The sequence below is a fragment of the Peribacillus alkalitolerans genome, assembly GCF_010882125.1.
In the GTDB taxonomy this organism is placed as follows: Bacteria; Bacillota; Bacilli; order Bacillales; family DSM-1321; genus Bacillus_BN; species Bacillus_BN alkalitolerans.
Window position 1 is genome coordinate 26888 of the sequence record NZ_JAAGVZ010000028.1, and the last position, 9484, is coordinate 36371.

The 9484-nt window shown below is 36.2% G+C and carries 9 protein-coding genes; 1 reads left to right on the forward strand and 8 read right to left on the reverse strand.

Translation table 11 applies throughout. The features are described 5' to 3' along the window. Positions 1-240: 240 nt before the first annotated feature. The 7 genes from G3O09_RS20065 to G3O09_RS20090 form a co-directional block, all read right to left on the reverse strand. Positions 241-693, reverse strand: coding sequence for a nucleoside deaminase (locus G3O09_RS20065; RefSeq protein WP_163103223.1), 453 nt, complete (start codon positions 691-693; stop codon positions 241-243). A gap of 460 nt (positions 694-1153) precedes the next feature. Next, entirely contained in the window at positions 1154-2122 is a 969-nt protein-coding gene (locus G3O09_RS20070; protein ID WP_163103224.1) for a DUF4822 domain-containing protein, read from the reverse strand. 102 nt (positions 2123-2224) lie between these two features. Then, on the reverse strand, positions 2225-2932 hold the full coding sequence (locus G3O09_RS20075) for an ankyrin repeat domain-containing protein (RefSeq protein WP_163103231.1): 708 nt from the start codon (positions 2930-2932) through the stop codon (positions 2225-2227). A gap of 451 nt (positions 2933-3383) precedes the next feature. Next, positions 3384-3905 (reverse strand): M15 family metallopeptidase, encoded by a 522-nt coding sequence (locus G3O09_RS20080; protein WP_163103232.1) that lies wholly within the window; start codon positions 3903-3905, stop codon positions 3384-3386. 147 nt (positions 3906-4052) lie between these two features. Continuing rightward, positions 4053-4670: a hypothetical protein gene (locus G3O09_RS20085; protein ID WP_163103225.1), complete on the reverse strand. Its 618-nt coding sequence runs from the start codon at positions 4668-4670 to the stop codon at positions 4053-4055. 294 nt (positions 4671-4964) lie between these two features. Further along, a complete protein-coding gene (locus G3O09_RS22235; RefSeq protein ID WP_205439693.1) occupies positions 4965-5180 on the reverse strand; it encodes a hypothetical protein in 216 nt (71 codons plus the stop codon). 498 nt (positions 5181-5678) lie between these two features. After that, positions 5679-6971 (reverse strand): IS110 family RNA-guided transposase, encoded by a 1293-nt coding sequence (locus G3O09_RS20090; RefSeq protein ID WP_163103226.1) that lies wholly within the window; start codon positions 6969-6971, stop codon positions 5679-5681. A gap of 372 nt (positions 6972-7343) precedes the next feature. Between G3O09_RS20090 and G3O09_RS20095 the strand changes: the two genes are divergently transcribed. Continuing rightward, entirely contained in the window at positions 7344-8579 is a 1236-nt protein-coding gene (locus G3O09_RS20095) for an IS110 family RNA-guided transposase (protein ID WP_163103227.1), read from the forward strand. Between the two features lie 253 nt (positions 8580-8832). Here G3O09_RS20095 and G3O09_RS20100 read toward each other — a convergent pair whose 3' ends face one another. Next, positions 8833-9270, reverse strand: coding sequence for a VOC family protein (locus G3O09_RS20100; protein ID WP_163103228.1), 438 nt, complete (start codon positions 9268-9270; stop codon positions 8833-8835). Between the last annotated feature and the right edge of the window lie 214 nt (positions 9271-9484).

Genomic DNA, 9484 nt, shown 5'->3' on the forward strand with positions numbered 1-9484 from the left:
TACCACTTTAGTTGAAAAAGAAAAGCTGCCTAAATGACAGCTCTGATCATCAACCAACGCCCCCTTTAGTTTAAGTGAAAATCTTCACAATCTTTTTTTAGCTTAACAAAATCTATTCCCTTAATGTGTAGTGGCATATCAAAAAGACGCCTTCTTACTAAAGAAAAGCGCCGTTTGCTGAAGATCAATTAACTTATATTACCTTGTTTCCTGAATCATTAAACCCACAGTTTCCCAAGACTACGTTCTCTCCTTCCAAAGCTTCATTGGATTTTTTTGCCCTTCATTTAATGGCATTTGTATCATCGATAGTGAGCGTTCTGCTTTTGATTTTTGTAAATCCTCATATATAATTTTAGATTTCCCTAATCCCACTTCAACTGCATTCTCAACTGAAGCACAATAAAAAACCTTTTCGATTCCAGCAAAGTACATTGCCGTTAGACACATCGGACAAGGCTCCCCACTTGCATACATTGTATAACCGGATAGATCATTCGTCTTTAATTGCTCTTGCGCGCGCCGGATAGCCAGTAATTCCGCATGTCCACTAACATCATAAGTTTTGTGCAGCTCATTAACACCTTCAGCAACAACGTTGTTATTTTTCACAAGTACTGCACCAAAAGGTTGTCCACCCTCACGAACATTTTCTACCGCTAGTTCTACTGCTCGTTGCATGAATTTATCCATTTCAAAACCTCCATTAATGATTTAAATTAAAAACTGTTAATGTAATTTTAAGACAGTAACATTGGCCTTGCTGAATAAACTTTCACCTATAAACACTATAGTTCTATAAATTTGAAATTGGGAATACCATTGTCGGAGAAAAAAGTTCAGTTGACCAAGAATTTCTCAATTTTTAAAATCTTTGTTTAACAAAACGTTCAAATACAAAAAGACGCCTCCTACTTAAGAATGGCTCCGGATTCTGGAAGATTATTAATGTATCTTATTAATGATAAGCCCATAATTTTAGTAGTAAGTATCACAATCTTTTGTACTAAACCCGTCATTTCAGTTAAATTTCTGACAGTTTAAATTCAATAAAAGAAATTCTAATTAATTCTTTCCTTGTTAAAGGAAAACAATAAGGGAAAGGAGAAATCCATTCCCTTTTTGACTAGATGCTAATCTTATTTGACGTTTTTCATTTAGTAAATTTTGGTTTAAGATCAACTTTATATGGTTCATGTTCAACGAATACAGTTATGTCCTTGCCATCTTTGTCTTTACCAGTTCTTTTATACGTAAATTTATTATTATTAAGTTCGGTAAGTTCAAGAGCTGCACCATACTTATTAACGCCAATTGAAACATGGGCTCTTATTTTATTTTCGTGTACAATATCGAAGTAACCAAAATCACCGCGGCTTTTGCCTGTTTCAGGATTGAAAAACTCATATTTATTAGTCTTGTCATCAAATTTTGCTATACTAATAAACAAAGTATTATACTTTGTTAAATCATTGCCGTCTTCATCTAGTACCTTTGTTCCGTGCCAAAGGGTGTTCCCTAAAATTTTATCTCCATCAACGTCTTTAACGATATCTCCCGTAGTAGTGTCCAACTGCTTGTCCGGATCAGTAAAAGAAAGCTCTTTTTCTTTATATGGAACATGTTCAACGAAAACTTCTACCTCGTTGCCTTTAGCATCTTTTCCCATTCTTTTATAAGTAAAAACATCTTTATTTAGTTTTGTCATTTCGACAACTGCTTGATAATTCATTGATTCTGAAATCAATATTCTTTTCTTCCCATCATTGGTGATAAAGAATGTTCCCTTATCGCCACGACTTTTACCTGTCTTAGCATCGAAAAATTCATATCTTCCTGATTTCACATCATATTTCGCAAGACCAATAAAATTTGTGTTCTCTTTTGTTAAGTCATTATTATCTTTGTCATACACTCTTGTACCTTGCCAATTTGTACTGCTAAGAATGTTAGCCATTTCCTGTCCTTTGGTTAACTTATTTTCCTTTTTAGTCTCTTTAACAGCTTGTTCTTGATTCTGTTTACTATGATTTTCTTGGGCGTTAGCACTAGCACTGCACCCTGTTAATACTAATGTGAATCCGAGCAGTATTGATGATATTGCTTTTGCTTTTTTGTTCATTTTTATCGTCTCCTCATTTTCTTATTTTGGTGTTTTTTAGATTATCCTAATATTTAAGCAGTAAAACGGTATTAATTTTACTTGGAAGCTTATACAATCTGGCTATTTTGCTCCTGATGTTAACAATATTTGTTCAATCTTCTTAAATCCATTCTCACGTGCATGTTGCAAAGGAGTTATATTATTTCTATCTGGAATGTTCACATCCGCCCCATGCTCGATTAGCAATTGTATGGCTTGCTGTTGTCTTACACCACCGTTATTCAACACGATTGCTTCCATTAATGCGGTCCAACCGAGATCATTTACATGATTAACATCAATATCAGTCTTGGTGAGTAGTTCATTGATAGCATCTATATGACCATGTTCTGAAGCAGGAATCAATGCAGTTCCTCCATAACGGTTAATCATCGCCGGATCCGCACCTGCTTTGATTGTAAGCTTAAGAATTTCAACATATCCTTCTGCACCGGCATATAAAAAAGGATTGTTTTTCATGTTATCTTGAATGTTGATGTCAGCCCCCGCATTAATCAAGACTTTAGCGGTTTCGACATCATTATTATAAGTTGCGATCATAGTAGCAGTTCGTCCTTCTGAGTCCTTTGTATTTATATCGACACCTTCCTTAATCAATCTCTTTATTGTTTCTGTTTCCTTGAGTTCTGCAGCTTGAATTAATTTTTCAGTCATATCTATTTCTTCCCTTATCTCTTTTTCCGGTGTATTTATTTCTAAATCATTATCAGAGACACATCCCTGAAGGAGGATAATGCCTCCAATAACTATTGTCAGCCACCTCCACATCAAATTCACCTGCCTCCCGTTCTTTATTATTTAATGAAAAGACCCAGACACTCATTGACTTTGTTACTACTTCTATTATGTTAGTACACAATTATAAACTCCCTCTAAAAAAATTCTTAAAAAAAAATAAACTTTTTCTTAAAATTTCTTAATGTTTATAAAAAAAATAACCGCCACCTTTGTGACGGGTCTTTCTAGTTCGTTCAATTATCTATTCAACAAACAGTATGTTTTCATTTAATTTAGCAAATAAATCATAGGTGGATATGGTTTTAACAACCGATTCAAGATAAAATCTGGGTTTCCCAGATTCCTCTGAAATTAATCGAGTTAAACTTGAACAGAATGATTTTGAATAAAGCATACACATACAAGGCAAATAGTGCCTGTACCATAATACCGTCCATCAATTTCGTTCAGTTTATACCGCACCCTCACCTTCCTTGACTTTCTACACGTTATCAGGAAATACTGTCACAATCACACCATCCGTATTATTGCCCGATACTTCATAACGAAGATTGGCTGGCACAGTAATAGTGGTATTTTCATTAACAGGATAATAAAAGACCTCATATTTTTGACCATTTACAGTAGCAGAAATATGTTTTTGTTCTTTTAGATAGTCTAAATATTCCTCTAAAACAAAATTCTTTTCTTTCATAATCGCACTATGTGGTAAACTGACATAGCGGATATGCCATGGTTCATTCATAATTCCCGTTATGTCCGTTTTATCCTCTGGATAACGTAGAGTAAACCCGTATTTCCAAGCGTTTTCTGCAATCCACTCTCCCTCAGGTGCTACCGCCATCTTCCCTTGGGTACTTCCCACATCAAGCGATAAACCTAAATTGTGTTCGCTGTAACCTGCTGGCAAGGTACGATTGGAACCCATTTCTTTATAAAGTTTAGTTTGCTTTTTATATTCTTTAAAATTCAATACACAAAATAGCCTCTTACGGATATCTATCCGAAGAGGCTATTTTTTATCAAACTTTATTAAAAATGATCAATTTTTATTATAAATCTACAGAATAAGTAAGTACCTCTGCCTTTCATTTTATTGTACAATAAACATATTTTTTCGCTTTAAAGTCTGATCTCACTTTTTTGTAATTTATTTCGGGACGATACCTAGCAATCTTCTACCCATTAACCATATTGACAGACCAGTTCCCCACAAGATCAGGGCAGAGCCAAAGCCTACTACAGACATAAATGTATTTATTTGATGTTCCCCAAGTGTGACCTTCGCAGGCACAAACATTAATGTAATAATAGCAAGTAAACAAAGGAGTGCCCCTGTAAAATAATAGAGTCTAACTTGGAATAGAGGTGCCAATGGGATAAAATGAACACCGACAATAATAGCTATTAAGACAGGTATAAGTTCAGTGTGACGAGTAGCGTTACAGACAGTAATCGTAATTGCTATAGCCAAACCCTCTGCCGCGAAAATAATGTTAAACCAAAACCTCGTACGCTTCCCACGCCTTAAATCTGTTTTTGAAACTTGATTCGTTAATTCTCGCGATGCACGTATTAATGAAACACCGCCGATGAACAGAGCTATACCTATGATAACAGTAGCAACTAACAACCATGGAACTCCCCAGCCTTGCAATCCCATAATTCCTGTGTACGCCCACAGAGTACCGAAAAACGCCATGAAAAATACACCAGATGCCGTTCCGCGTACTGCAGCTCCAGGAATAGTTCTTGATGTTTGTGTCACAAATAAAAATCTCCTTTTAACCTAAGTATTTGTTCATTGCAACCGCATATCAACTTACATTAGCATAATGTAGTTTATTCACGAAAAAATCCTATATACCTTTTTATATTTATATTTAGGTGGGCAAATTGCTGAACTATTTTGCCCCGTTACCTCAATATGCCTTATTCAACTATATGTTCCGATTGTTGAAAAAAAGTTAATGACGATTGTTAAACTAAACTCCCTTTTGTTAAACAATAAAAGCCGCCAGGAATGGCGGCTAAATCTTGAATTCTTACACACCTTAATTGATTAAAATAATAAATGATATAATGTGCTTAAAATAATTAAAATAATTACTTCAATTATTGTTCTTTTATATTCTCTATCCACTTTTCCCGAATAAGTTTTTAACCTATTCTCTTTAAGAGCTTTTTTGAGTTCTTTACTATGCCTTATAGACCGAAAAATAGAATAAATTGCATATAAAAATATTATTCCAGCAAATATTATTTTTATAATATCCATTACTTTCATCCTCTAGATTATGTTTTCCTTGTATATTACCCTACAAATTATGATGTATTCTTTCTTCAACTAATCTCCCTCAATAAAGAAAGCGAAATCGCCCGTTTTCTCTGGTTTTCTCAGTATTTCACAATTAGATAATTTGGTGTTATATGTCATTAATATGGTTGGATTTATCTCTAAAGGATAAATTTGGACCTTTGAAGAAAAAAGATTCATAGCTCATTAGCCACTCACTTACAAAAAATGGTGGATGAGTTAAATTATGATCGCACTGGTGGATGTCCACATATCTCATGGAGGTCAACCCTCCCATGTCTCACAGAGTCTACGCTCTCAAATTCCTTCGTCCAACCTTTCCATGAGGTGGATGTCAGTCATGCTGCCCCACAGGGTCTTTGCCCGAAGTTTAGTTGCTTTGCTGACTAATCCGTGCTTCAAATGTACGTGACGTATGACACCAAAAAAACTACTTGCTACAAAACTGTTCTTACTAGATTACGCTGCTTTTTCTACTACTCTTTCTCTCATATGAGGGATATCCTTTAACATTCTCTCTTCACTAAACTCAAATTGTTTCTTCCCAATGGCAAAGAAAATCCGGATTAACTTATTACACAATGCAATCAGAGACTGCATTTTCTTTAGTGGATTATCTGGACGTTGCGTATAGTAAGCGTGTAAGGCCTTAAATGCAGAGTTCTTTGCGACCATAATCATACAAACCCTGAAGAGAAGAGCCCTCAGCTTCTTCCTACCTCTTTTAGTAATCCTGGTTTGTCCCTTATGCTTACCAGAAGTATTCTCCTTCAAGCTCAATCCAGCCAACTTTATGATTTGTCTAGGATGAGAGTAGTCTCCAAGATCTCCCACTTCCGCGAAAAATCCGGCAACAGTATCTCTCCCTACACCCTTGATGGCCAACATTTGTTGGACACCTGGGATATGTTCAATCAATTTGTCTATTTGTATATTTAATTCTTCGAATTTCATTTGGATTAGATCATATTTATCAAGCAGGGTGGTCAGTTCTAGCTTGGCCATTGTAGCTCCTTGTCGAAGTCCGATGGACTCATTGGCTGCTTGTTTCAACTCATGTATCTTGTTCATTCCCACACTACGTTTCACTGATTTTCTTAGATGATTTAATAGATCTTGGTCAGAGTATCCAAGCAGTTCATGTGGTAAGACTCCTAATCTTAAAAATTGCAGGGCTGCTTTCCCTTCCCATTTTTTAAAGACTTTCAGAAACTCTGGAAAATATCGATCTATCCAGTTATGAATCTGTCCTTGAACCGTTTGGAGGTCTTCAGACAGGAGATCACGAATTTTTTTCGCCACGCGGAGTTCTGCATAAACTCCTTGAGGAACCGTAGGTTCAGCGTATCTACCATCCTTGACCAACTGTGCAATAACTCTGGCATCTTTCACATCGTTCTTAGTCGGTGAATTGTCGTCGAGTTCCTTACTTCTCTTTACATGCAATGGATTCACAGCGACAAACTTAATCTCATTTTCTTTTAGAATGTGAGCTAAATTAAGCCAATAATGACCGGTAGGCTCCATGCCTACTATCACTTTTTCCATGTTCTGTTCTTGCTTCAAATGATGAATCCACTGGAGAAATAGTTGAAATCCCTGCTTGGTATTTTCGAAATAACAAGGGGCACTAAACTCCATTCCTCTGAAATCTTGCGCGCGTGCGACATGCTTGAACTTGGCTATATCAACGCCTATAATAAGAGTCTGAGAAGTAATTTGAGCAATCTTTTCATTTTGGTTATAATTCATTTTAAAGCCTCCTGGTATATGAGTAATGTCCTTTTCGCTGCCCAGCTTCAGTACACTCTCATTCTACCAAGAGGTTATTTTTTTGTTCAAATCTCATTTTCAGTCATTACAGGAATGCTGCCCCTTCGTATTATAAGGTCAGCCAGATATTTCTGGTTGACCATTTTTTATAAGGTTTTATTATTACAGTAGCCAGCGTAGAACGTAACTACCCGTGGGGTTTAACCCCGTCAACTAAACCGTTCGCCCCCTACCTGTAGAAACATGATTAGCCTGGTTGGGACATAGATCTCGTATAACAAGCGAAGCTGTGATACTGCATGGAGGAATTAGGGGTTACTGGCAAATTACTAGTCTAGGAGGAGATTAAGAATGAATCCAGTCGTTGGTCTGGATGTGTCAAAAGGAGACAGTCAGGTACAAGCATTTTTGGATAAAGGCAAACCGTATCGTAAGAGCTTTAAAGTACCTCATACAGTTGAGGGGCTAGGCTTACTTTTAGAATTTCTTGAGGAAATAAAGATTGAAACGGGGCAAAAGCCTTCAGTCGTACTAGAATCAACTGGGCATTATCAGACTCCTGTTGTTCATTATTTAGAGGATAGAGGATATTTATTAATTATTATTAATCCTTTGATTTCCTATAAGGCAAAGGGTACAAGTCTAAGAAAAGTAAAAACAGACGCGATCGATGCTTACCTTCTTTGTGAATTATTCTATAAAGAGGAATTAGAGCCATATAAAAAGCGAGGAGTCCAACTGTTAAATCTTCGTAATCTCACAAGACAACATGAAAATATAACTGGTGTCATGATACAAACAAAGCTTCAATTTCAGGCTGTGCTTGAACAAGTCTTTCCTGAATATATAGGGGTTTTTTGGGACCTATATTCAGTCGTCTCACTCTTAACTCTTTCAGAGTTTCCCTCTTCTGAAGATATTTTGAGTGCAGATGAAGAAATCATTACTAACAAGATACGTGAGTTTTGTAAAAGTCGATCTAGCAAATGGGCAAAAGAGAAAGCCAAACAGCTTAAAGCTGCGGCAATTCGAAATCCTTTTGAAAAGACTGTGTATCAGAGTCATATATTGAGCCTTGGTATGTATATTAACATTCTTCTTCAATACAAAGAGCATCTATCAAAGTTAGAGTCAGAGATAGACGCTCTCGCTAAGGAAGTTGAAGAATATAATATTATCAAATCTATCCCTAGTATTGGAGAAAAAATCGCTGCCACGATTATATCTGAAATTGGAGAGATAGATCGATTTAACAATCCTAAGAAGCTTGTAGCCTTCGCTGGTGTTGATCCTAGTGTCTTTGAATCTGGTAAATTTACAGCCACCAGAAATAAAATCACTAAAAGAGGATCTAGTAGGCTTCGGCATGCCTTATATATGGCGGTTCGTTGTGCTATTCGCGATTGTCGAAAGACAAAAACAACCGATGAAATCATCCCACGCAACAAGAGAATGCGAGAGTTTTATGACAAGAAGCGTGAAGAAGGTAAGCCTTTTAAAGTGGCTGTAATAGCATGTTTAAATAAGCTGTTACATTGGATTTTTGCCCTGTTAAAAAACAATACGGTATTCCAAGATATAGCTTAGAACCTAAATTCAACTAAAAAACACAAAACCTTCCAACTTTGTGAGAACGGAAGGTTATTTGGCATACATATTTTTAGTATAGCATGAAGAATTTAAAGTTTTTAATGAAAAATATTGACAAACTATTAGCTGGTTTAGTCAAACAAACAAAAAGACCGCCGCAGCGATCACCCTCATTAACTCTTGCCCCCAATAGTTTAAGAAGAAATCTTTAGAATTGGAGATCTAATTCATTTAAAGTTCCATTCAATATTTATCTGATTTTCTCCGCCAACTCTAAAATAATTCCCTCTGGACCACGAACGTAGCATAACTTATAACTTTCTTCATATTGCTGTATCTCACTAAAGATTTCCGTGCCCTTATTTTTCAATTTGGCAACAATAGCTTCAATATCTTCAACAGCAAAGCAAATATGTCGGATACCTAGCGTATTTGCAGAAGGTTGCTGAATATCTTTTTCATCTGACGGCGTATAAAATTTGACTAGCTCTATCCATGCCTGACCATCTGGCATCCCCATTCCTACACATGCCGTTTTAACACCATTAAGCCCAACTATTTTGTCCAACAGTTCTCCATCCAATTCCCATTCCGCCTGCACTTCAAGTCCTAAATCAAGAAAAAACGCTTTAGCCGCTGAAAGATCATTTACGTTTATACTCACATGATCTATTCTATTGATCTTCATATCTCATTCCTCCTATGTTCTTGTTATATTCAATACCTGTTTTCGTGTAAGATTTGTTTGAAATTCTAATCCGCTTAAAACAGGAAAATATCCTTATTCAACAAACCGCCGAATATTCAAATCGAGTAGGAGGCACGTTACCGTGCCGACCTCTCACACCACCGTACGTACCGTTCGGTATACGGCGGTTCGAAAGTTTATGTAATTACTAAAG

Coding starts and splice junctions, on each gene's coding strand:
- G3O09_RS20065 (WP_163103223.1), bottom strand. CDS start 693: ATGGATAAATTCATGCAACGAGCAGTAGAACTAGCGGTAGAAAATGTT.
- G3O09_RS20070 (WP_163103224.1), bottom strand. CDS start 2,122: ATGAACAAAAAAGCAAAAGCAATATCATCAATACTGCTCGGATTCACA.
- G3O09_RS20075 (WP_163103231.1), bottom strand. CDS start 2,932: ATGTGGAGGTGGCTGACAATAGTTATTGGAGGCATTATCCTCCTTCAG.
- G3O09_RS22235 (WP_205439693.1), bottom strand. CDS start 5,180: ATGGATATTATAAAAATAATATTTGCTGGAATAATATTTTTATATGCA.
- G3O09_RS20090 (WP_163103226.1), bottom strand. CDS start 6,971: ATGAATTATAACCAAAATGAAAAGATTGCTCAAATTACTTCTCAGACT.
- G3O09_RS20095 (WP_163103227.1), top strand. CDS start 7,344: ATGAATCCAGTCGTTGGTCTGGATGTGTCAAAAGGAGACAGTCAGGTA.
- G3O09_RS20100 (WP_163103228.1), bottom strand. CDS start 9,270: ATGAAGATCAATAGAATAGATCATGTGAGTATAAACGTAAATGATCTT.